This window comes from Aliivibrio friggae, from assembly GCF_057368515.1.
This window is the reverse complement of record NZ_CM170648.1, coordinates 2,424,875-2,450,070: the sequence shown is the minus strand read 5'-3', so window position 1 is coordinate 2,450,070 and position 25,196 is coordinate 2,424,875. Positions and strand designations below refer to the sequence as shown.

16 protein-coding genes are annotated in these 25,196 nt (G+C 39.9%); 2 read left to right on the top strand and 14 right to left on the bottom strand.

The genetic code is table 11. The features are described 5' to 3' along the window. Positions 1-60 precede the first annotated feature (60 nt). Both AC2INI_RS11335 and AC2INI_RS11330 read left to right on the top strand, forming a co-directional pair. Positions 61-1,692 (top strand): ABC transporter permease, encoded by a 1,632-nt coding sequence (locus tag AC2INI_RS11335; protein ID WP_486304863.1) that lies wholly within the window; start codon positions 61-63, stop codon positions 1,690-1,692. Further along, positions 1,692-2,732, top strand: coding sequence for an ABC transporter ATP-binding protein (locus tag AC2INI_RS11330; protein ID WP_486304862.1), 1,041 nt, complete (start codon positions 1,692-1,694; stop codon positions 2,730-2,732). Before AC2INI_RS11335 ends, AC2INI_RS11330 begins: the two co-directional genes overlap by 1 nt. A gap of 91 nt (positions 2,733-2,823) precedes the next feature. Here the strand turns inward: AC2INI_RS11330 and AC2INI_RS11325 are convergent, their stop codons facing one another. The 14 genes from AC2INI_RS11325 to hemL form a co-directional block, all read right to left on the bottom strand. Then, complete coding sequence (locus tag AC2INI_RS11325; protein ID WP_486304861.1) at positions 2,824-4,236, bottom strand: phosphoglucomutase/phosphomannomutase family protein; 1,413 nt, start codon at positions 4,234-4,236, stop codon at positions 2,824-2,826. A 79-nt stretch (positions 4,237-4,315) separates the two neighbouring features. Then, a complete protein-coding gene (locus AC2INI_RS11320; protein WP_122036217.1) occupies positions 4,316-6,721 on the bottom strand; it encodes a glycoside hydrolase family 94 protein in 2,406 nt (801 codons plus the stop codon). 38 nt (positions 6,722-6,759) lie between these two features. Next, complete coding sequence (locus tag AC2INI_RS11315; RefSeq protein WP_486305726.1) at positions 6,760-8,661, bottom strand: beta-N-acetylhexosaminidase; 1,902 nt, start codon at positions 8,659-8,661, stop codon at positions 6,760-6,762. Between the two features lie 20 nt (positions 8,662-8,681). Beyond that, complete coding sequence (locus tag AC2INI_RS11310) at positions 8,682-9,557, bottom strand: glucosamine kinase nucleotide-binding domain-containing protein (RefSeq protein ID WP_122036213.1); 876 nt, start codon at positions 9,555-9,557, stop codon at positions 8,682-8,684. Between the two features lie 2 nt (positions 9,558-9,559). Then, positions 9,560-11,278: a glycoside hydrolase family 9 protein gene (locus tag AC2INI_RS11305; protein ID WP_486304860.1), complete on the bottom strand. Its 1,719-nt coding sequence runs from the start codon at positions 11,276-11,278 to the stop codon at positions 9,560-9,562. 48 nt (positions 11,279-11,326) lie between these two features. Next, positions 11,327-12,322: an ABC transporter ATP-binding protein gene (locus tag AC2INI_RS11300; RefSeq protein ID WP_151656421.1), complete on the bottom strand. Its 996-nt coding sequence runs from the start codon at positions 12,320-12,322 to the stop codon at positions 11,327-11,329. Between the two features lie 22 nt (positions 12,323-12,344). Then, positions 12,345-13,328: an ABC transporter ATP-binding protein gene (locus tag AC2INI_RS11295; RefSeq protein ID WP_060994148.1), complete on the bottom strand. Its 984-nt coding sequence runs from the start codon at positions 13,326-13,328 to the stop codon at positions 12,345-12,347. Between the two features lies 1 nt (position 13,329). Then, the gene (locus tag AC2INI_RS11290; protein ID WP_122036206.1) at positions 13,330-14,355 is read right to left on the bottom strand and encodes an ABC transporter permease; all 1,026 of its coding nucleotides are present in this window, start codon (positions 14,353-14,355) and stop codon (positions 13,330-13,332) included. A gap of 2 nt (positions 14,356-14,357) precedes the next feature. Continuing rightward, positions 14,358-15,344, bottom strand: a complete 987-nt coding sequence (locus AC2INI_RS11285; RefSeq protein ID WP_122036204.1) for an ABC transporter permease — start codon at positions 15,342-15,344, stop codon at positions 14,358-14,360. A 147-nt stretch (positions 15,345-15,491) separates the two neighbouring features. Continuing rightward, positions 15,492-17,165: an ABC transporter substrate-binding protein gene (locus tag AC2INI_RS11280; protein ID WP_122036202.1), complete on the bottom strand. Its 1,674-nt coding sequence runs from the start codon at positions 17,163-17,165 to the stop codon at positions 15,492-15,494. A gap of 614 nt (positions 17,166-17,779) precedes the next feature. Further along, the gene (locus AC2INI_RS11275) at positions 17,780-21,157 is read right to left on the bottom strand and encodes a response regulator (RefSeq protein ID WP_486304859.1); all 3,378 of its coding nucleotides are present in this window, start codon (positions 21,155-21,157) and stop codon (positions 17,780-17,782) included. 163 nt (positions 21,158-21,320) lie between these two features. Beyond that, entirely contained in the window at positions 21,321-22,340 is a 1,020-nt protein-coding gene (gene rsmC / locus AC2INI_RS11270) for a 16S rRNA (guanine(1207)-N(2))-methyltransferase RsmC (protein WP_486304858.1), read from the bottom strand. 125 nt (positions 22,341-22,465) lie between these two features. Continuing rightward, entirely contained in the window at positions 22,466-23,551 is a 1,086-nt protein-coding gene (locus tag AC2INI_RS11265) for an AI-2E family transporter (RefSeq protein ID WP_486304857.1), read from the bottom strand. 265 nt (positions 23,552-23,816) lie between these two features. After that, the gene (gene hemL / locus AC2INI_RS11260) at positions 23,817-25,112 is read right to left on the bottom strand and encodes a glutamate-1-semialdehyde 2,1-aminomutase (protein ID WP_122036194.1); all 1,296 of its coding nucleotides are present in this window, start codon (positions 25,110-25,112) and stop codon (positions 23,817-23,819) included. Between the last annotated feature and the right edge of the window lie 84 nt (positions 25,113-25,196).

Genomic DNA, 25,196 nt, shown 5'->3' with positions numbered 1-25,196 from the left:
TTTACTATTGGTGAGGTAACAATACCTCACCATTTTAAAAAGAGCCTTGCAGTTTAGGCAATGAAAGAAAAATTATTATTCTGGAAAACCAGTAGTTGGAGTGTATCTCTACTACTGGTTTTGCCGATCTTAGCGATCCTATATACCGCACTAGGTAACACAGATGATATCTTTACTCATCTGTTTAATACCGTATTACCAACCTATACGCTGAATACGGTGTTATTAGTCTTTGGTGCGATGTTCTTTTCCTTAATTTTAGGGGTCCCTTCTGCATGGTTTATGGCCATGTGTCGTATACCTTCCTCGTCAGTTTTACAATGGGCTTTAGTTCTTCCTTTGGCTATGCCAGCTTATATTGTGGGATATATCTATACCGATTGGCTTGATTTTGCAGGACCAATCCAAGTATTACTCCGCGATATCACTGGATGGCAATCTTACGGTGATTATTGGTTCCCAGATATTCGAACCTTAACTGGTGCCATTCTTGTAATGTCTTTGGTGCTATACCCATATGTATATTTACTTGCTCGTGCTGCATTTATGGAGCAAAACATCAGTTTGCTACAGTCGGCGCGATTATTAAAATGTACTCCTTGGGAGAGCTTTAAACGCATATCGCTACCTCTAGCAAGACCTTCTATTGCGGTTGCTTTATCTTTAGTTGCGATGGAAGCGTTAGGGGATTTTGGTACGGTTAGCTATTTTGCAGTAAATACATTAACGACGGCGGTTTATGATACGTGGTTAGGTTATTCGAATTTGAATGCCGCAGCTAAAGTGTCAGCGTTTATGTTGATGGGTATTTTATTGTTGATCAGTGGTGAGCGTTATAGCCGCCGTAAACAAAAAATGTTCCAAGAGAAGTTTAATACCAACGAAGAGTTTCAATATGAACTTCATGGTTGGAAAAAGTGGGGTGCATTTACTTGGTGCTGGGGATTAGTCTCGATTGCTTTTATTTTTCCATTATTGCAGCTCATTAGTTATTCTTTTCATTACTTTGAAGAGAGTTGGACGGCAGAGTTTCAAGAGTATGCAGTCAATAGTTTATATGTCTCATCTATTGCGGCGATCATTGCTGTAATTATTGCAATTGTGGTTAATTTCTTACACCGTCTGCAACCTAGCAGTAAGTGGAGTGTGATCCCGATGCGCTTAGCATCACTTGGTTATGCAGTTCCCGGAACAGTGCTAGCGATTGGCGTAATGTTACCTATGATTGGTTTGGATCATTTAGTTAATGATATTTCAAAACAACTGGGTTTTGGGATGGTTGGTTTAATTTTCTCAGGCTCAATCTTTGCGTTAATTTTTGCATCTGTGACTCGCTTTTCAGCAGTGGCTATTGGATCGATTGAAAGTAATTTAAATAAAATTCCACCGTCATTGGATATGGCATCGCGCACTTTAGGTTGTGGAACGTGGTCTATGTTACGTCGAGTTCATTTTCCATTAATTCGTCGGGGTTGCTTGATTGCTGGGTTATTAGTCTTTATTGAAACCATGAAAGAGTTAAATGCGGCCTTATTATTACGCCCATTTAACTTTGAAACACTAGCCACTTATGTATTTAATTTTGCTTCTGATGAGCAATTAGAGATTGCAGCAATGCCTGCGGTATTATTGGTATTGGTTGGATTGATCCCATTGATCATTGTTAACCGTTCTTTGGAGCAACAGCATTAATGAATTCTGCATTATCTATATCTAATTTAACCTGTCGCTATCATGATCAGGATATTTTATCTCAGCTCTCTTTAGACGTTGAATCGGGTGAAATTGTTTGTTTGCTAGGTGCGAGTGGCTGCGGAAAAACCACTCTTCTAAAAGCGATTGCAGGTCTCTTGCCTCTGTCTGAAGGTGAGATGAATCTTAATGGTAAAGTTATTACCGGCAGTCATACATGGTTGCCGCCAGAGCAGCGAAATATAGGTATGATCTTTCAAGATTATGCGTTGTTTCCACATCTTACGGTAAGCGAAAATATCGGGTTTGGCTTAAAAAAATGGGAAAAGCAGCGAGCAATAGATAAAGTAGAATCTATGCTTCATCTTGTGCACTTAAGTGGTTTTGGTGATCGTTATCCTCATCAACTATCGGGTGGTCAGCAGCAGCGTGTCGCGATTGCAAGAGCACTAGCCAGTGAGCCTGATCTTCTGTTATTAGATGAACCATTCTCTAATATTGATACACAGGTTCGTCACGATTTAATCAAAGAGATCCGCCGTATCTTTAAAGCGCAAGGTGTGACGGCTATTTTCGTTACTCATAGCCGTGAAGAAGCATTCGCTTTCTCTGATAAATTGGCAGTAATGAACCATGGTGTAATTGAGCAATTTGGCAGTGCTAATGATTTGTATTATTCGCCAAACAGCCGCTTTGTTGCTGACTTCCTAGGTGGTGGTTCTTATGTTTCAGGTATGATTGGCAATGATGGAAACATTGAAACTGCGGTTGGTTTGATCTCTTGTGGTCGTAGTACTGAAGATGCAAATAAGAAAGCCGATGTTTTACTTCGACCACAAAATATTACGTTATATAGAGACGCATCAGGCTGTGCTATTGTTAAAGAATTACAATTTATGGGTGATACGTGCCGATATGTGATTGAAGATGATGGGACGCAATTGATTGGTGTTTCTAATGACTCTTTATCTAATGGTGAAAAGGTAAGAGTTGAGATTAAGCCTCATTGTCCAATCGTATTCCTTCAAGAAAATAATTAAGCTTTTAGATAAAAAGAACCCAGCTAATCGACTCAAGAATTAGCTGGGTTAAGTCTTTAGAAGTGTATTTTTATTAAAAATACATTGGAAACTAAAGAGAAAGGAAAGCTTTCATTTCATTCAATACTTTTTCTGCTGTTAATTTGTCTTCCATCTCAGCAAAAATTCTTAGTAACGGTTCTGTTCCTGAGAATCGAGCAATTACCCAGCCACCATTTTTGAAATAAACTTTAGCGCCATCTTCATAGCTCACTTTTTCAATTTCATGTTCAAATTCAGGCAGTTGTTTTTCAATATAAATTTTATTGTACAGCGCTTCTTTTTCACTTGCTTTGAATGTACAGTCGCCTTCGGCAGTGTAGGCATAACCATATTTAGCATAAATTTCATCAAGCATTTCAGAGAGTTTTTTACCCGTCACACTGATCATTTCAACGAGTAAACTTGAAGCGAATACGCCATCTTTACCTTTAATGTGACCACGAATAGTTAAGCCACCCGAGCTTTCACCACCAAGTAAAGAATCATCCGCTTCCATTTGTGAACTGATATGCTTAAAGCCTACCGGAACCTCAAAGCTCTTTTCACCATGATCGGCTGCGACTTTATCTAGTAGGTGAGTGGTAGCAATATTACGAACAACAGAACCTTTCCAACCTTTGTACTCAAGTAGGTAATAATAAAGTAGCAATAGCACTTCATTTGGATGAATAAAGTTACCTTTCTCATCAATGATACCTAGACGGTCAGCATCACCATCGGTGCCAATACCAATGTCATAACCATCATGAGCAACCAAGTGTTTTAAACGATATAATGTTGCTGCGTTAGGCGATGGCATTAGACCACCAAATGAAGGGTTTTCACCGTCATTGATAACATCAACATCACAGCGAGCACTGATTAATACGGTTTGTAAGGCATTTTTTGCAACTCCAAACATAGGGTCGATCAGTACGCGTAAATTCGCTTTTTTAATGGCTTCCATATCGATAAAGTTAACGATGGAATCAACGAATGCGTTCATTGGATTAATTATCTCAATACAACCATCGTTTAGCGCTTCTTCAAAATCAACACTGCTTACATCTTGCTGCGTTAAATGAGCAATTTGTTGTTCAATTTTTTGAGTGATTATTTCATCAGCATCGCGTCCGCCTTCAATGAAGACTTTAACGCCGTTGTAATCTGCAGGGTTGTGAGAGGCAGTAATACAAGCCGAGTAAATACATCCCATCTCTTTTGCTTGAAACATAACAATCGGGGTTGGAACGAATCGGTCAATAAAGCTAACTTTAATACCGTTTGCCGCGACGACTTCAGCAAACCATTTACCTGCTTTATCTGAAAGAAAGCGGCGGTCATAGCCAATAACAAAGCCTTTTTCTTGCGCTTGTTCATTGATCATAATATTAGATAACGCTTGTGCGACAAGACGTACATTGTCTTTAGTGAACTCTTCACCAATGAAAGCACGCCATCCGCCAGTACCAAATTGAATCATTGTAAATTCCTTTTAGAGTAAGGAGCTTGCTATAAGCTCCTTACTTTTATCATTTAAATTAAGCGTTAATTAAACGTACTTAACCCATGATTACGATAACGTTATTCACACTGCCTTCTGCTTGAACAGGGACTGCGCCATTAACTTCTTCGCCATTAATCGTGATTGATTGAACGCCTTTACTTACTGAGTTAGGGTTCTTAACTTGAATATTGTATGTAGCACCACGCCATTGACGAGTCACGGAGAACTCAGGCCAATTAGTTGGAATACAAGGATCAATCGTTAAGCCTTCGAAGCCAGCACGAACACCTAGAATAAAATTAGTTACCGCGAAGTAAGCCCAACCAGAAGTACCTGTTAACCAAGGGTGGTTAGCACGGCCATGATCTTGATGATCTTTACCCATGATAAACTGTACGTATGAGTATGGTTCTGCAACACGCTTTTCAATCATGTCATTTTGGTTATATGGATTTAATGCATCATAGAATTTCATTGCACGGTCACCACGACCTAATTTTGCTTCTGCTACCCAAGCCCATGGGTTTGGGTGGGAGAAGATTGCGCCATTCTCTTTTACGCCTTGGTAAACACGAGTAACAAAACCAATGTCATCATTTGGTGTTGAGAATGAAGGTGAATTTAGGTGTAAACCGTATTCAGAGAATAAGTTCTCATCAACAGCATCCATCGCTTTCTCACCGCGCTCTTGAGATACCGCACCAGATAAAACCGCTAATGTGTTTGATTCAAGATGAACACGGCCTTCAGTTTGCTGTGCTGTACCAATTTTGTCGCCATCTTTGGTTAGACCACGAATGTACCAGCCGCCTTCTTCATCCCAAAGGTGAGTTTCACACGCTTCGCGTACGTTAGCTGCCATTTCTGAGTATTTAGAGATATCAGCATCATTGTTACGGAATTTAGCTAAATCTAAGAATTCTTCTAATGCCCAGAAATGTAAGAATGAAACCATTGATGATTCGCCACCACCTAAGTTCAAACAGTCATTCCAGTCAGCACGTAAACCTTTACAAATACCAGTACGACCAACGTATTCTGCAGAGAAATCTAACGCCGCTTTCATGTGCTCATAAACTGTTGCGTCACCGCCATCAGCGTATGGGATCACTTCGTCAAAGAAAGAATGTTCACCAGTTTCCATTACATATTTGATGATCGTCGGAACAATCCATAAATGGTCATCAGAACAGGTATCTTCAATGCCGTGGATCTTATCGTCATCCGATGGAGTAGGAACCACTGTTGGTGATTTTGATGGAACAACGTCTGCTTTTTCAGGATCGAACCAGTCAGGATCAAATAAGTGTAGACCGTAACCGGCTTTTACTTGGCCACGTAATAAGTCTACGATACGTTTACGAGTCATTTTTGGATTAGCGTGAGGTACAGAGATCGCATCTTGAGCGGTATCGCGGTAACCAAGCCCAGTACGTCCACCCACTTCGATGAATGAAGCAAAACGAGACCAAACCACACAAGTTTCTGCTTGATATAGTGTCCAAGTGTTGATCATTGTATCCAAACCTTCGTTTGGTGATTTAACTTGGAACTTATCGCAACGCTCGCTCCAGTGATCTTTAATCTCTTGGAAAGCGGCATCAACATTAGCAACGTCTTGGTATTTTTGACGTAGGCGCTCACCGTTGCCTTTGCCTAGACCAAGTACGTAAGCAAAACGAACTTCTTCACCAGGTTGAATAGTAAATTGCTTATGAAGCGAACCACAGTGGTTGTAACAGGTTTGTGCTGAGTTAGAGCATTGACCTTTTTCAACCGCAATTGGGTTTGCTTCGTCACGGTATGCGCCTAAGAAGCTGTCACGTTGACCGTCGTATGAGTCAGGATCAAACGTAGATGCTAAGTAGTAGAAACCTTCAAAATCATTGGTGTTGTAGTAAAGATCGTATTCGATCACACCTTCATTGTAAGAAGTACCTGCAGAGTACAATGACATTTGGTGGTTTTGGTTATCTGATTGGATATGGCTGAATGAGAATTCAACAAAAGAGAATGCAGAGATAACACGAGGCTTATCGCTAGTATTCTTAATAACCACATCCCACACTTCAGCGTCTTCACCTTTTGGAACAAATAAGGTTTTAGTCGCTTCAATGCCGTTGTAATCACATTTGAATTTAGAGTAAGACAGGCCGTGACGAACTTCGTAGCTTGCTTCATCTAAGCTTTTTGCTACAGGTTGCCATGAGATTGACCAGTAATCGCCTGTTTCATCATCACGTAAGTAAACATAGTGTCCAGGGCGATCAAATGTGCCGTTTGGACGGAATTTAGTAACACGGTTGTACTCTGGAGAGTTATAGAAAGAGTAACCGCCAGCATTGTGAGAAATAACCGTACAGAATTTCTCTGTACCTAAATAGTTAGTCCATGGTGCTGGTACGTCAGGGCGAGTGATTACATATTCACGGTTATCGTTATCAAAAAAGCCGTATTTCATTGTTTTATCCTTAACTAAAATACTAATAATTGGGTGACTTATGGTTGACGGAAATTAATACCCTGACGTGTTAGGGTTGGTAATCGTCCATTTAACCTTGATAAAAAGTCTGTCCAGTTTCTGTGTTGTTTTTGTGTCCACATACCTTCAGACATTGCTAAAAGGCGTGGGAAAATCATGTAGTCCATACGCGCTTGGTTATTGATGATTTCACACCAAAGCGCGCATTGAATGCCAAGAATTCGTTTACGAATAGGGTCGTTATCAGCAAGTTCTGCTAATGGTTCATAGTTATATGCATCTTCAAGAGGAAGTACATTAGCCCAATCAACCCCCGGTTCTTCAGGAGCATAATCTTGAGCCATATCTAAGTAAGTCGTTTGTCCTGGTTGAAGTACCACATCAAAGCCTTGTTTAGCGCAATTAAGTGCCGCTTCTTCGCTTAACCAAGAATAAATAACCGTATCTTTACTGACTTTATTGCCATGTTGAGCTTCTTCCCATCCAAGCATTCTTTTACCAAGCTGTTTCAATTTTGTTTCAGCGTGACGAAGTAAGTGGCCTTGAAGTTCTACTGGATCGCTATAGCCTTGTTGTTCCATTAGTTCTTGGCATTTTGAGCTGTCTGTCCAAACGCCTTTTGGAACTTCATCAGCTCCGATATGAATATATGGAGCAGGGAAAAGTGCAGCAACTTCTTCAAGTACCGTATCAATAAAGGTGTAAGTTCCTTCTAATGCAGGAGAAAGTACATTGTCTGTGTAATGTTGGATACTGCGATAATTTGAGTGATCGTCGGTATCAACTAATAAATGAGGTAGTGCTTTAATAGCTGCGCGACAATGCCCTGGGATATCAATTTCAGGGATCACGGTAATACCACGAACTTCAGCGTAAGCGATCACCTCTTTAATTTCTTCTTGTGAGTAAAAGCCACCATGAGAGCTAGCAACATGCGTATATTGAGGCTCTAAAAGATGGTTAGAACCACGCCAAGCACCAACTTGAGTTAATTCTGGAAATGCTTTGATCTCAACGCGCCATCCTTCGTCATCAGTGAGGTGCCAATGGAAAACATTGAATTTGTATTGAGCTAATTGATTGATTAAACGCTTTACTCGTTCAAGTGGATGGAAGTGTCTTGCGCAATCTAGCATCATGCCACGGTAGTGAAAGCGTGGTTGATCCTTAATTTTTACACATGGTACTAGTTGTGTGTTTTCATTAATTAATTGCAGTAATGTAGCGCAAGCATGAGCAAAACCTTCATTTGAACCAGCATGAAGAGTGACTTTATCTTCCACCACTGAGACTTGGTAAGCCCCTCTATCTAGTGTTGGATTAGCAATAAATAGGATCTGTCCATTATCACTAAGAGGATGACTTTTTGATGTAATTACCTCTAACTCTTCACTTAACCATGTTGCAGGGCCTTTTGCTAAATGAGTTTGAATCTCAAGTGAGGAGTTCGTTAAATTAAATAACCCATCAAGGCGTTGTACTGATTCTGGTTTTGGAATTAACGATAATTCAGCAGGTGCAACTCTTGGTATTTGAGTGCGTTCCGTGTGTGGTGATGCTAATACTATTGGAGAGATTGAAACCTCTAAAAATTGAGGCTTTTCGCTATCGGTAATGAATATAGCTGCATCATCAAGACCATCAGAAATAAAACGAAAAGGGGCCGTTCCAATGCTGAATTCTACATAGTAATGGTTGTTTGCTTTCAGTACTTGGTTAGCATTTGGAATCAGCTTACAGAAACTACCGATTTGCTCTAAAGTACCTTGAGTATTACTGTGCGGAGCTATGAAGCGATCAATCGTAAAATGAAACTGCCAATGATGAAGATCCACATCGCTTAAATTGTGTAACGTTAAGCCAAAGCGGCTTAGATTGTCTTTTTCTGACAAAACAACAAGATCTACACGATAATCCATCATCTTTTCCTTATAAAATGCTAGAACAGGTTATGTTCTGCTTTTCCTGCCATCATGATGCCACCTTCAATCGCATCACATTGTGGTTGTACTAAATATTGGCGAATAGAAGGGGATAACCACTCAACAATGCGCTCACCAATACTTCCCATTAACGCAATTTGTGTTGCGCCTTTCTTATTTAAAGCCGTTAAAAACATTTCGATATCACTGGCTGTTTGTTGTAACAGCTCAATAGCAAGATCATCCCCTTTTAACGCAAGAGCGAAGATAGTTGGAGAGAACTGTCCGTAATCGCATGGGCGAGCCGTTTTAGACCAATCAACGATGCTATCGATATCATGATTAAAATGCGCTAATACATGCTCGGTTAGAGCTGTCATAGGTTTTATACCATCAGAAGCCAAAAGCGTATTTTGAATTAAATGAAGGCCCATAATTGCGCCACCACCTTGGTCTGATATTGGAAACTCTCGACCGCCAACAACATGCTGTTGACCATCTTGGATGTAGATACCACAAGAGCCAGTTCCAGCTATCATGATTGCTCCATTTTTGCCTTTATGGGCACCTAAACATGCGCCGTAAGCATCTGTGTTTAATGTCATTGAGGCAAAAGGGTGTTTTAATTGCATAAATTTATGCCAAGCTGATTTTTGCTCTGCACCAGCAAGGGCAAGGCCAACGTGCATTGTGGCAAAATCATTTTGTGATAATTTACTTTGTGCTGCCGCTTGGGTAATCGCAGTAATGATTGAATCCATTGCAACTTCAATACCTAATAAGATATTGGCACTGCCGCTTTTAGCTTCACCTAATAAATCACCTTGTGCATTGCGAATTCGAGCGCGACAAGAAGTACCACCACCATCAATTCCAACATATAAATAGCTCATGACTATTCTCCTAGTTTCGCTTGGTAAGATGATTGAGTCATAATTGCTAATAAATACCATGCGCCGTGAGGGATCCATTGTTCACCCCAACGCCAGTTTTGTAGCATATCTTCACCGTGTGGTGCAGGATTGAAAGCGATATCTTCTTCATCATCAAAACCACCAGTAATGCCATTACAAACACCACCTTTAGCATTAAAAAAACCAAGATGAGGAAGGTAATCAGGGTTGTTATGACCATGACCATCTAACATACACATATCATAAGGATTTAATCCTAATACCCAGTTCAAATTATTCTGAGCAAAGATCTCTAATTTCTGTTTAATATCAGTACAAGTAATATGAGGTAGGACTAAATAGCTCATGCTCGCCAACGAACCTAGGCGAGCATTCTCTCCTTGCCACCAGTAGCCAGACTCATTGTCATGAGCGACAAAAAAGGCACTGCGTTTTTCACCCTTAACCGGCTTAACGTATTGTCTTGGATAACCAAATGGATTGAATGTTTCTGAAGAGATAGTTAATTCAAATTCAACAGCTTTGTTGATAATTAATTGAGTATGAGCTTTACGGCTATTGTCAGTTTCTATTTCTAAGTATTGAGATAGTGCAATCGCAGGAAGACCAGCTTCTGCTGCATGGAAATAAGGACGTTCGCCATTTTGAGTTGCAGACCAAAAGTTGCTTTGCTGCTCATCACTTTGTTGGCGAGCTGATAATCTTTCTGCCCATGAACGAGCTTCCAGTAAAAAGGCATTATCTTGAGTTGTTTTGAATAGCTCGATAACAGCAAGAAGAGCACAATATTCATCAATGATATTCTCTTCGCCATTATTTAAATAATTAAGGTTATGTTCTTTTAGGTGCCAATAACCTTTTACCGCTGCGTCTAAATAGTTTTCACTAGTAAATTCACCATCAATATCTAAGCGAGCAGCAGAAGCAAGAGCCGCAATTGCGATTCCTCCACCTTGACGGAAACCTGCTTGGTAATCATCAGATTTCAGACCCTCTTGGGTCGCGTAAGCACAGATATCACGTTGATTGATATCTTTACTCCACTTATCAAATACGGTCATGTAAAAGAAACCTGTCGGATTTTGCATTCGAACTAAAAAGTCAGCACCAAACAATGCCTCTTCCGTGAGACGGGTGCGAGAGAATGCAGCAAAACTCGATAGGTTTTGAGTTAATTCAAGCCCTTTCAGCATATTCCAAACAACCATTGGAATTTGTTGAGGGTTTAAGTAATTAGCATAAGAAAGGTGACTGAAGTATTTACTTACATCACCAGATGCGTCGTACCAACCACCATGAACATCGACGGTTTCATTACTGTTTAATACAGGAGCTTGCTTATCTTGTTTATCAAAAATTCCACCACAACGTTGCGATTTAAAGTAGTGCATAACATCAGAGAATGTATGACTCATTAATAGGTTTGATTTGATAATAAAAGGATGAGAAATCGCCCCTTCGATTACAAGAATGAACTCTCCCTGTTCTGAGAATTCATTAAATGAAATCTCAGCAAAGTAACCTTGATGCCAATGAGCAACTTGGTTTGATGAAGAAATAGAAAAACGGTGTTTTACCTGTTGTGTTTGAGTACAAACAATTTGACCAGAGATTGGCTGCGCTAGGGCAGTGGTAGCCAATAATACCGCTGATTTCGGTCCGTTTGTTTCATATCCAATATGGTTAGTTAACAGTTGCATCTATTTCTCCAAAATACCAATTACTGCTGTTCGATATTACTAATGAAATTAATTTTCGTATAAGTAACAACGAACAAAATGGTTGTCTGACAGTTTTGTTACGCCAGGCATACGTTCTTTACATTTTTCTGTTACGTGAGTACAACGGCCAGCAAATGGGCAGCCTGCTGATTCTGGAGTCCAAAGAGGGATCTCCCCTTTATTTCCCTTCAACTTGGTGTGGATCGATTTGCTTGGATCTGGCACCGCTGACACTAATAGCTGTGTATATGGGTGCTGAGGATCGTGAATGATTTCATCAGTGTCACCCCATTCAACCATGTGCCCTACGTACATTACCGCGAGATCTTCTGCGATATAACGAGCGGTTGCGATATCGTGCGTGATGTAAAGTAGAGACATTTCTTTCTCAAACTTCATCTCTTCCATTAGGTTAAGAACACCTGCACGGATAGAAACATCAAGCATTGATGTAGGCTCATCAGCAAGAACAACTTCAGCACCTACAGCAATATTTCGAGCAAGGTTGACACGTTGACGTTGACCACCTGAAAGCTGGTGCGGGAACTTAGCCGCGGTTTCTTTTGGTGGGATCAAACCAACTTGCTCTAGAAGATCATAAACACGATCTTCAAGTTCTTTTTGATTGCCAGATGTGACTTTCTTATGAATAAGAAGTGGTCGAGCAATATGATGGAAAATATTATGGGTTGGGTTTAAAGAACCAAATGGGTCTTGCCATACCATTTGTACGCCTTCACGATATTTCATGAGATCATTTTTCTTAACGATATCTTGAATATCACGTCCTTTGTATTCAATAACGCCGTCTGTTGGTGCGTACATTTTTGCGATCATTTTTGCAGTGGTGGATTTACCAGAACCAGATTCACCTACAACAGAAAGACCACGACTTTTGTACATCTTGAATGATACGTCGTTGATTGCTCGCATCATTGGGTTTTTAAGTGCGTTACTACTTACAGGGAAATCTTTAACTAGATTTTTGCCTTCAATCAGTAGTTCGCCAAATGCTTTGCTCATAATTTACTCCAGAAAATCCGTTTTATGCTTTTGCTTGTGCAATTGTCTCACCGTAAAGGTGGCAATTTGACAAGTGACCAGGCTCAATCTGACGAAGCTGCGTAGGAATCGTACGACATGCTTCGTGTACACGATCACAACGAGACTGGAAGCGACAACCTTGCGGAATCTCTAATAAATTAAGAGGGTTTCCAGGGATACCTGTTAATTTGGTTTTTGGTCCCGTTAGTGGTGGGAATGAACTACCCAGCCCTTTTGTATATGGGTGGTAAGGAGAGGTTAAGATCTCTTTTGAAGAAGCAACCTCGATCAATTCACCTGAGTACATGATCCCAATGCGATCTGAGAACTCAACCATTAGTGATAAATCATGCGTAATGAATAGAATAGAGAAACCAAACTCTTCTTTTAGCGCATAAATTTTCTGTAAAATCTCACGTTGAACCACAACATCTAGTGCCGTTGTTGGTTCGTCCATGATGATCATTTTAGGGTTTAGTGCTAATGCAATTGCAATAACCAAACGCTGACGCATACCACCAGAGAATTGGTGAGGATAATCACTTAAACGACTCGGATGAATATCAACAATTTCCAATAAACCTTGAGCGCGAGTAATTGCTTGCTCACGAGTCATTGTGGTATGGCGCATGATTACATCACAAAACTGCTCTTCCATCGGAAGTACTGGGTTTAATGCGTTCATGGCACTTTGGAATACCATTGACATCTCACTCCAACGGAAAGCCTGCATTTGTGGGTCGCTATATTTTAAGATGTCTTGTCCATCAAATATAACCTCACCACCGGTGATGAATGCTGGCGGCTTATGTAGGCGCATTAAAGAGAATGCAATAGTTGATTTACCACAACCTGATTCACCAGCTAGACCAAAGACTTCACCTTTACCGATGTCAAAACTCACATTGTTTACAGCACGCACATCACCTGATTCAGTAATGTAATCCACACATAGATTGCGGATAGAAATTTGTGGGTCAGTCATATCAATCTTCCCTGTTCCAATTTAATACTGGTTTAGCTAAATCTGGTTTACGTTCATTCGTATCTTGAGTGGCTAATTTCTTCCAACGTTTCATTCCTTTGTGAGAACGAAGTTGTGGGTTAGCAATTTCATCAACAGCGAAGTTAAGCATTGCAAGGCCGACAGCTAGAAGAGTCAGTGCCATACAAGGAGCGATTAGTTCCCACCATGCGCCAATTAAGATAGATGAAGACGTTTGTACGTTGTACAGCATGATGCCCCAGCTAATCGTACTTGGGTCACCTAGACCTAAGAATGAAATCGTTGCTTCCATCATGATTGCGTACATTACAGAGCCAATGAAGCTTGCACCTACGATTGAGATAAGATTTGGCAGAATCTCAACAAAGATGATGCGCCATGATGATTCACCTAGTACTTCAGCAGCTCTTACAAATTCTTTTTCACGTAATGCTAAGGTCTGAGAGCGTATTACACGTGCGCCCCAAGCCCAGGACGTACACCCGATTATGAGGGCTATGGTCATAGGGCCAGCTTCACCAATAAAGGCAGCAAGCACGAACAACAATGGATACTGAGGAATAACCAGCATGATGTTCATTGCAGCCGTTAAGATGTCATCAACCTTGCCACCGAAGTAACCCGCAGAGATCCCGATAACAGTTGCTAAGAAACACACCACTAAACCTGCACTAAAGCCAACCGCTAGTGATACACGAGCACCATGAGCAAGTTGAGACCAAACATCACGACCCATACGTGTCGTTCCCATTACGTGGTCTGCCTTTTTAGACATCAATAATGTACGACGGTCAGTTGCTAAGTTTTCAGAAACCCAACCATCTGGGTTGTTTTGTGCAGACGTTACAACGAAACTTGGGTATTCATGTGGTTTACCTGTGCGTTTATCTGGAGCGTGGTCACTAAGAAATGGGGCGAACACAGCAACAAAGATAAACATGAATAGGATACCTAAACCAAACAGTGACTTAGGGTTACCAGAAAGAAGTTTAATTAAGCCTTTCATTATTATTTTCCTCCCTTGCGTAGGCGAGGGTCTAGAACAACGTATAACATGTCAGCAAGAAGGTTAAAGAACAACATGAACAGAGTCATGATAAGTAGCTGACCTTGAAGAACTTGGTAGTCACGAGACGTAATTGCATTAAACAATACTGAACCAAGGCCTGGGTAGTTAAAGATAATTTCAACGATAAGTTGACCACCAATAGCCATACCAAGAGACATAGATAGAGCGGTAACACTTGGAAGCATTGCGTTACGTGCTGCGTAGTTAAATACAACTCGGTTTTCGCTTAATCCCTTTCCTTTTGCCATGGTGATGTAATCTTCACCTAACAGGTTAATCATGTTGTTACGCATGTTGATTAAGAAACCACCAATTTGAACAACTGAAGCACAGATCAATGGAAGAATGGCATGATAAGCGACGTCTTTTATGAATACCCAACTAGTCCAGTCAGGAATAACTCCGGGAGTATACGCATACCCTGTAGGGAACCATTTTAATCCGACGGCAAAGGTAAACATGGCAAGCATTGCGATAACCACTTGCGGCACGGCTTGAATAACCAGCATCCCTGGAGAGATAAATGTGTCATATGCACTACCGCGTTTCCAAGCAGCAAAAATACCTAAGATTGAACCTAGAGAGAAAGACAGAATAACTGCTGTACCAGCTAGGAAAAGAGACCAACCAAATGCGCCACCTAATAGTGTGTTTACACTTAGAGGGTAGAATTTGATAGAAGTACCTAGTTCCCAAGTTAGAATGTTTTTGATGTAGATAAAGTATTGTTGATAAAGAGGGCCATCAACAAAACCTAGCAGTTGTTTCATAGCTTCGATACGCTCAGGAGTTACCTGAGTGGTGGCATTCGCAAACATCATGACAACAGGGTCACCTGGCATTGCTCGCGGAATGATAAAGTTAATCGTTGCAGCAACGACCAACGCAATAAAATAGAACGATAAACGTCTTAGAAAAAATCCCATAACTCACACCTTACTCATCCAGATGTTATTTGCCTGACCTGGAAATCAGGACGCAAAATCCCCTGACGACAAGCGCCAATCCTTTAGCTAGTAGGGAAGGGGAGAATAGGCGGTGCACAAGATATGCACCGCAAAAGTTGTTACATATTACTTAACAGGTTTTAGGTCAAGAACGTGTAGAAGACGCTCAGGAATACCAGCCCAGATGTTTGGACGGCCCTTAGGATTCTTCTCGTTCCACCAACCAGTGAAGCGTTGTGTATTATATTGGTACATGTAAGCACCAGACATAATAGGAAGAGTTACTTGGTTTTCAGCGATGATTTTCTGAATACCGTGAGCGATTTCGATTTGCTCGTCTTTATCAGCTGTTTTGTAGAAGCTATCAAGTAGGGCATCTAGTTTCGCATCTTTGAAGTAATGCATTGCGAAACGAGGCATACCATCGCCTTCTTGTAGTGCTGAGTTATATGCACTGTTCCAGTATAGGTGTGGATCAGCACCGTGGAAGTAGTTGGTATAAGCTAAGTCGTATGTGCCTTCTAGCATTGCTTGGTTATAAACCGCAAATTCAGGAGTACGCGCTTTTGTTTTAATACCCACTTCATCTAATTGCTCAACAGCAAGTTGTACAGTGTTATTGAAATCAGTCCAACCATTTGGTGATTGAATTAGAAGCTCAAATGATTTACCAGATGGAGTATCAACATAACCATCGCCATTTACATCTTTAAAGCCAGCTTTAGCTAATTGTTTCTTAGCTGCTTCAACGTTGTAAGTATTGAATTTCTTGTATTTATTATGAATATCTTCATCAGACCAAGCTTCAAACGCATAACCTAGGCCAGATGCGAAGTCATTGACAGTACCGCCACCATAGAATGCGATGTCGATGATAGTTTGACGGTCAAGTGCCATACCCATAGCGCGACGGAATTCAACGTTAGTTAACGCTTCATTTTTTGCTGCATCTGGGTTTTTAAAGTTAACCATCAATGCTTGTGTACCTGATGGCGGGTACCAGTATTGGTGATTAGGATTTGCTGAAGCGTAAGTACGATCGATATCTGGAATGAAAGATGAAGTCCAATCCAGTTCAGAGTTTACGATTTTACCAAGTAGTTGGTCGTTGTTTGCAATTTGAGGAACACGCAAACAGTCAACATCTAGGTTATCGTTGTCCCAGTAATTCGGGTTACGACACTGAATGTAAAGTTGTGGTGTAAACGTATCGATTTCAGTGAAAGGACCAGTACCTACTGGATTTTCATTGGTAAATGTTGTTGGGTTTTTAACTTTAGACCAAATATGTTCTGCAACTACTGGTACCAATGAGATTTCATAAGGTACGTTTGAGTTAGCTTCAGATAGGCTGAATTTAACTTGGTATTCATTCAAACGTTCAACTTTTGTAACCCACTTATTAATACCACGTTGGTCAAGCTCTGGCTTGTCCTTCAATAGTTGGTAAGAGTAGATAACATCGTCAGCTGTGAATTTTTCACCATCAGACCATTTAACGCCTTTACGAATGTCAAAAGTTACACTCATTAGGTCATCAGACATACGGAAGTCTTCCGCAAGACGCATTACTGGTTCATTGCCATGCATCTCATTAAAGATAACTAATGGTTCGTAAACAAAATCAGTTGTTGTACGAAGATTAGTTGCTAAGTATGGGTTAAAGTTTTGAATCATTGTAGGGTAGAAATCAGGTACTACTGTTAGCTCACTGCGAGCTGCTGCATCTGTAGCAGCAAAACCAGTTGTTGCTGCTAATACTGCAGCAGCTAGTGTAGTTTTTTTAATATTGGCAAGCATAGCTGTTCCTTACTCTTTGCTTTAGTTTCACGATATATACGTCTTTATCAATCTGATAAACACACATTTTAGGCTTACCTCAAATCCATTTTTTAAATTACCTTTACCATGGTTTTTGAGTGGTCTGTAGGCCTTGGGCATGTATAGGAAAACGTTTTCTGCTTAAAACGTCAATTTAGATTCCCGTTAAAAACGTCAAAGTTGGGTTTTGCTACGTTAAAATTGTTGTTTTCCTATGTTTTGCCCATATTTCGCACACTAACACCAGTGTGATGCATGTTCAATATATGAAGTACTGTAAAGGCAAAAGTTAGTGTGTACTTACCCCCTTTATTATGATGTGTATATGGTTTCCCTACTTGTTTGATAGAGAGTGATTGCGATCACGTGTGACTTAGGTCCGTAAATTTATCGCTAAAATTATCAGGTTAGGTTTGTTGTGATTCGCTTCTCATTCTTACGACAAATATAGATTTCACTGAGTAAAACACGGTTTTTTATTATATTTTTTGTTGTTTTTAACGAATGTAAAAGCAGTTAATTTGTGCTGTGAAATAGTATGGATATAAAAAAACCCGTATAAAAATACGGGTTTAATTTAATTACTTTAATGATTAACTCGATGAGATTAAAGCCTGAAGTTTATCCTTTATTCTTATTAGTTTTTCTCTTTCTTGGTTATGCTCACTACAGTGTGTAAGGATATATTCTAATGTACTCACAACAGTTCGCCATCGCGGTGTTTTAGGCAAAGACTCTACTCGTAAGTACTTATCTAAAGTTCGAGTTTGCAGTGTGCTTCTATCAAGATAAACGCGCCATAAACCACTTTCCTCTGCAAGAGTAAATTTAGTTTGTCCTGTTGAGTCTTCCCAATATTGAAGAGCAGAAATCATTCCATCAACAATGAGCTCTCGCATAATCGTTCCTTTATCTTCTTTATTCTCATTGGCTTTAATGGCTAACTGAGCAATATCGCCCCCCATAATAGATAAAGAATCAAGTTTCTGTTTATCGCCATCAAAAGCAAACGCAGAGAGCGCTTCTACGGCACTTTCTAAGTCATGAATACGTTGATCGCTAGCTTCATTTTTATGGCTCACCACAAGCATGATAGATAAGCCTGAAGCGACAGGAAGATGCAATAGGTCAGCATTAATTTGCTTTATTGCACCATCAATATAGACGTCAATATTACCTCTATAATTTTGCTCACTTTCAATTAAGCTGCGTTTAGCGATTAACTCATCAATAGAATATCGAGACAGTTGCTCTTCTGTTCGTAAGAAAAGTTTTGCTGCCGCTTGGTTCACATATTGAATTTTGCCATCAGATTTCGCACAAATGATGGCTTCTTGTGCGTGAGTTAACTGTCCTAGTATATGACCTTGGGTTTCAAGTAAGCTGGTTTCTACTTTCTCGCGATGACGGATCTCTTGTTGTAGTCTGTCATTTTCAGTCAACCTTCCCTCGGCTTGGCTGGCTTGTAAGTGAGCTTTAATTCTAGCGGCCAGTTCTTGCTTATTGAATGGTTTAGTTAAGTAGTCATTGGCCCCTGATTCAAAGCCTCGTACTCTATCTTGGGTTTGATTTAATGCGGTGAGCATAATAATAGGCAGCTGGGAGTGGTTGTATGTTTGCCTAATTGATTGGCAAACTTCATAGCCACTCATTCCTGGCATCATTACGTCTAAGAGAAGCAATTCTGGTTTTTCTTCTTCTAAGGCTTGCAGGGTTTCAGGACCATCATTAACTGTTTTCACGCGATAGCCTTCAACTTTGAGGAAGCTACTTAATACTTGTAGGTTGATAGGTTCATCATCAGCAACTAATAGCAGAGGACCATCAGGGTTCTCTGGGAGTTCTTCTGTCAGATCATCTAAGTTGTATTCTAATTTTTCAGGGTTTTGGAAATGAGCGATATCTTCTTTGGTTAATAATTTATGTTGTTGTATCTGTTCTTTACTGGCTAAAGGTACAGTAAAGCTAAAAGTAGCACCAACCATTGGCTGACTACTTACATATAAAGAACCACCCATTAACTCAATAAGTTGACGACTAATAGATAGACCCAACCCAGAGCCTTGTCTGTAGCGATTAGAGTCATGACCTGCTTGGATCAGAGGTTCAAAAATATGTTCTAATTCATCGGCTGGGATCCCATGCCCTGTATCAACCACTTGCACACGCAAGAATTGGTCAACAACACTGGCTGAAATAACAATTTTCCCTTCTGAAGTATATTTAATCGCATTACCAATTAAGTTATACAGAACTTGCTCAAGGCGCTGTTCATCGGCATAAACAGAAGGTAATGATTTATCAACTTGGTTAATAATACGGATGGGTTTATTACCAAGTAAATGCTGCGATAATTCAAGAACGAGACTTGTGGCAGAAGAAAGATCAGCGACATGACGGTGAATATCTAAATTACCATGGCGCATTTTATGATAATCCAATAAATCATTAACTAGGTTAGTGAGTCGTTGACCACTATTAATTATGATTTCTAATTGATGACGATGAGAGGCTGATATAGGGCCATTAGCGCCAGTATAAAGAGCTTCTGCAATACCAACCATGCCATGCAGTGGGGTTCTTAGCTCATGAGAGGTTGTTGCTAAGAATTCATCTTTTAATTTATCAGCGGCTTCTAATTCACTGTTTTTATTTTTGATAATAGCAAGGTTTGCTTCTAGCTCTTTATTTTGAGCTTTGATCAGTTGAATCTTTTCTCTTATTGATCGTTGCATTCGTGCAAAACTTACCGCAAGACGGCCAATCTCATCTTTTCTATCGGTACTGATCATATCTTGATCTAAATCTCCTGCGGATACTCGTTCTGCAGCCCAAGTAAGACGTAGCAAAGGAGCCGTAATTGAGTTAGATAAGAAATGAGAGGCGATGACAACACTGACGATAGCGATGATCATAGCAATAATAAAAATGTGCTCTAATTGCTGAATACGAGCAAAGGCTTCATTTTCAGGTAACTCAACAGATAACCCCCAAACATGATTATCAATATTAATTGGAGCAAATGCAGCTAATACTTTCTGACCATTTTTATCTATAAAACTGCCAACGTTAGTTTTACCTGACAGTGCCGCTATTATATTTTGAGTTAAGTTTTTGTTCGTGTCGTTATTGCTAATTCGAGAATAAGAATCTTCACCAACAAAATAGGTTTTAGTTGAACTATTTTCTTTATTATCTAGCAGCGTAGATAGACCTGTATTCGGTAATTTAAATAAAGCAAAGCTATGTAAGTACCCTTGTTGAACGATAGGTGCAGCAAACCATGCGGTACTTTCATCATTAATGTAAGAGAAATCAGAGAATATAACGGGAATATTGTCTTGGTTGTTTGGTTTATCCATCATTTTACGTACTTTGCTGTACGTATGCTCAAGTGCGGTGCCTTTATATTTACCGCTGAGTAAATTAGTACCGTAGTTGTCTTCTTTTTTAGTTGAGTACACAACATTGCCATCAATATCCACTAATAAGATATCGGTAAAATCAGAACGTTTTAGTAACTCTTGGTAAGCCCAGTGATATCGTTTATGCAAAAGACGATAGCGTTCACTGCCAATATAAGAATCTGATTCTGGCAAAATACTGGTGCGAATCTTATTTCCTGACCCTTCTATATATCTTAATTGTGCGTTTTTTCTCGCATTCTCAATCGATGAGCCTAAATGCGGAAACGCACTGATTAAGCCATAAAATCGGCCACCACTCGCATTGGCTAATTCTGAACGTGCAAAGCCTAAAACTTCTGACTTTCGAGCTTTAAAGTAGTTTGTTACTTGCTGTTCTTTATTGTCTCTCAAAGAAACAAGGTGAGCTGTACTTTGAGTCGCTAGATCTTGGCTGTGCGATTGAAGAAAGAAGATAGCGATAATTGATAGGGGGGTAATACTCAATGCAAGAAATGCAATCATTAACGTATGTTGAAGACGTTTAAAGTGTTGTTTTTTATCCATGTTAAGCCTGATTTACACTGTTGTCCATTCAGCGGAATTGACACAATTAACGTGTCAGTAAGTATTTGGTAGTGAAATTTTAACGAGAAACTCTGCTGCTTCTTATACGTAAGTTACGTTAAAAATCAAGCAGCAGAATAGTAAGTTGCGGCGGGGTGCTAGATTATTTTTGTGCGGAGTAGATCTTAAATTTATTATTTTTAGCTAATGTTGTGCATTCACCAAAGGCTTTTTCAATAATTGGAGGATATTGTAAGAAGCTATTTGCCACTAAAATTAATTGCCCATGATGGGTTAAATTTTGTGGTGCTTTTGCTAGTAACTCTTCTGTTGAAGAATAGTGAGTTTTCAAACCGGCATGAAACGGAGGGTTACTCACAATAAATTGGTAATTTTCTTTAGTATTAGAATAAACATCACTGGCGAAGACATTACCTTCAAGATCGTTTGCTTTTAAAGTCTCAATTGATGAGGCAATAGCGAGCGCGCTGATATCAACCATATCTAAATGAATCTTAGGATTTAATGTTTTCATTACTGAGCCTAAAACACCGGCACCGCAACCAAAATCAAGGACGTGTCCACGCAATGATGGCAGTGTTTGTAGTAGTAATTCAGAACCTTTGTCAAATTCACCATGGCTAAATACGCCAGGTAGGCTTCTTACTTCAATAGTGTGCTCTTCAAATTGAACTTGGTACTCTTTAAACCAATCTTGTTGATTGAAACTTGGTACTGATTCAGTGCATTGCCCCCAGTAAAAGCTGCAACGACGAGCAGAATCAAATTTAGTGATTGGTCCAAAATCGGCAAACATTTTTTCAATGCTTTTTACACCACTTCTGTTTTCACCAACGACAGCGATTTCAGTATCTTTACCTAGCTTGGCTAGAAGCATAGTCAGTAGATACTCAGCCTCAGCTTTTGCTTTTGGCCAATAAAGTAGGATCATATCGGCATTGGTATCTTCAGTTAACTCAGAACCAAAATGGCAGTCAATACTGTCATTGTTTTCAAACTGCTTATAGTAGCCATAGTTAGTCGTGAAAATTGACGTTGAAGCACAATGTTTGACTAACTCAAGTGGGAAATCATCAGTAAGTTCACCAGCAATGAGAACGTGTTTGCTTTCAAAATAAGCAAGTTGACGTTGAGTGATTTGACTTGGAGCTGAGTAAGACATAATGGCCTCGAAAGAATACAAAAACTGACGAGATTGTCCCACAAAGAAAGGGGAAGGAAAAGAAAAGTAAGAGGCTGTTTACGTGAGTAAAGAAATCCAGCCTCTATCTGATAAAGTTTACGGTGCTAATTCTTATCTTGTTGGTCTAAAAATGTTTTAAATTCAGTCTCATACATATTAAAAAGAACTAAAGTTAAAGCGAAAATAATAGGGCCATAAATTAAACCAATTAAGCCATATAAGTGAATACCGCCTAATAAAGAGAAGAAAATGAGTAACGTATTCATTCCTGAGTTACCTTGCATCAATAATGGTCGTACGATGTTATCAATCGAACCTACAACCAGAACTCCCCACGCGGTTAAGAAAATAGCCCATTCCCATTGGTTCGTTAAAAGTAGATAAATCGTTGCAGGTACCCAAATAAGAGCAGTACCAACAACAGGAATGAAAGAGGCAAATCCCATCATTGTTCCCCAGAATAAGCCAGGGAAACCAGCTAACCACATAGCAAAACCACCAGCTAAACCTTGGGCTATAGCGGTTAAGAATGATCCAAGAATCGCTGATTTTGAAACCTCTTCAATTTCATTCAATAAGCGATCTTCTTGGCTTCTTGAAAGAGGCAATACATGGCGAAATGCTGAGATAATTTTGTCTTGATCTCGTAATAAGAAGAAGAGAACGAATAGCATTAAGAAGAAATTCACGAGTACATTTGTCACATCACCCAATATTTGAGCACTGACGCCAACCACTTTTGTTCCTACTTGAGAAGCAAGTTGAGCCACTTTTTGAGTGATTTCAGCAGGGTCAATAGCATCAAAAGGGAGATGCTTATTAATAAACGCTAATATTTGCGCGACAATCGGGTGTTCAAATAAAGTCTGAACGCCACCTTCTGTGACCCAGTGATAAGCGTCTTTAGAGAAGGTTGCTCCTTGCTGCACAATGGCAACAAAGACAAAAAATAAGGGAATAGCAATAATAAAGGTCAGGGCAGTACAAGATAAAATAGCCGCACTATTTGGGCTATTCGGTAGTTTTTCGCTGATTTTATTATGCAGAGGTGCAAATAACAAAGACATAATAAAGGCGAGAATAATAGGATTTAAATACGGCTGAATTAATAGAAAACACGCATAACCCGCGGCAAGTAAAGCAGCAATTAAAACCCAATGGCTAGAATTTAGTTTATTGAAATGAGACACATTATTCCCTTATGATGCGGTTAGCTATTTATAAATACTGATAGTTAGTTAAGTTATATAGGTACTTGGTTAGCTTAGCAAGAATAATGGAGAGTAACGATGGGCTGTTGTGATAAAGAGACGTGCAGTAGTAATAAAAAAAGAAAATTACCAGTTGTTCCTGTAATTATGATTGGACTAATAGTAATGGTGGTGTATTTCTGGCAATAAAAATGGCCTTCTCAATACAGAGTCGACCATTGATTAATTTCTTATCGTTTTAGATTTATTTTGCTTCTGAAGCCATTGTAGCAAAACAACGATCAGCGGCTTCTAGTGTCGCTTCAATCTCTTTTGGACCATGAGCTAAAGAAGTAAATCCAGCTTCAAATGCAGAAGGAGCAAGGTAAACACCGTGTTTTAGCATTAGATTGAAAAAACGTTTGAATTGTTCGATGTCGCACTTAGTTACGTCTTCGTAGGTTGTTACTGTTTCTTGCTCAGTAAAGAAGAAACCAAACATACCACCAACGTAATTTACAACCATTGGGATACCGTGTTTATTTGCTAGCTCTTTTAAGCCTAGTGCTAATTGCTTCGTTGTAGTAGCAAGGCGTTTTTCATTGCCTTCTTCTGTTAGTACTTTTAAACAAGCAAAACCAGCCGCCATTGCAACAGGATTACCAGAAAGGGTGCCCGCTTGATATACAGGACCCGTCGGAGCAATGTATTGCATTACTTCTTTGCTGCCACCAAAAGCGCCAACAGGCATACCGCCACCAATAACTTTACCAAGACAAGTTAGATCCGGTTTGATGTTGTAGTAACCTTGTGCGCAGTTTTCTGCAACACGGAAACCCGTCATTACTTCATCAAAAATCAATAACGCGCCTTCTTCATCACAGATCTGACGAAGACCTTCATGGAAACCTTCTACTGGTGGAATGCAGTTCATGTTGCCAGCAACAGGCTCAACAATAATACAAGCGATCTCACCTTTATTTGCAGCAAAGAGTTCACGAACAGACGCTAAGTCATTAAACGTTGCAGTTAGTGTGTACTTAGCAAAATCAGCAGGTACGCCAGGAGAGCTAGGTTGACCCAACGTTAATGCACCAGAACCTGCTTTTACAAGTAAGCTATCGGCATGACCGTGGTAACAGCCTTCAAACTTCATGATCTTATCACGGCTAGTGTAACCACGAGCAAGACGAATTGCGCTCATTGTTGCTTCCGTACCTGAACTTACCATACGAACTTGTTCCATTGATGGTACTAGTTCAGAGACAAGCTCAGCCATATTGATTTCAGTTTCAGTAGGAGCACCAAAACTTAAACCACGTTGTGCAGCAGATATTACGGCTTCACGAATAGCAGCATGGTTATGGCCAAGGATCATTGGACCCCAAGAGCCAACGTAATCAATATAAGCTTTTCCATCGGCATCAAAAATTAATGGGCCATCGGCACGCTCAATGAAAATTGGTGAGCCACCAACACCAGCAAAAGCACGAACAGGTGAATTAACGCCACCAGGGATTTTCTCTTGCGCTTTTGCAAATAGTTCTGCTGATTTGGTCATTACTTATATCCTCGTAGTAATCAATTGGACCAGTTGGCAGTTATTGTACCTAAATTGAATCAGAATGCTTGAGTTGATCGTATT